Genomic DNA, 338 nt, shown 5'->3' with positions numbered 1-338 from the left:
GTGACCGGGTAGGTCGTGCCGTTGACGGTGACGGTTCCGTCGGTGACGGGGTAGTCGACGCCGTTGATGGTCACCGTGGTCCCGTTGACGGGGTACTTGGTGCCGTTGACGGTGATCGAACCCGGCGTGATGGAGCCGCCGGTCGCCCCCGGGGTGGTGCTGCCCGGGGTGGTCGAGCCCGGGGTGGTGCTGCCGGGAGTGGTCGAGCCGCCGGTCGAGCCCGGGGTGGTGCTGCCGGGGGTGACCGGGTAGGTCGTGCCGTTGACGGTGACCGAGCCGTCCTTGACGGGGTAGTCGACGCCGTTGATGGTCACCGTGGTCCCGTTGACGGGGTACTT

1 protein-coding gene is annotated in these 338 nt (G+C 69.8%); it reads right to left on the bottom strand.

Annotation, left to right across the window (positions count from 1 at the left end; translation table 11 throughout):
- Positions 1-338 (bottom strand): hypothetical protein (locus tag EPD65_RS16030; protein WP_207891586.1); only part of this gene is annotated, 338 nt, incomplete at both ends.

Source organism: Nocardioides jejuensis, assembly GCF_004337475.1.
Taxonomy (GTDB): domain Bacteria; phylum Actinomycetota; class Actinomycetes; order Propionibacteriales; family Nocardioidaceae; genus Nocardioides; species Nocardioides jejuensis.
Note: the sequence above shows the minus strand (reverse complement) of the source record. Positions and strands in the feature narration are given on the sequence as shown.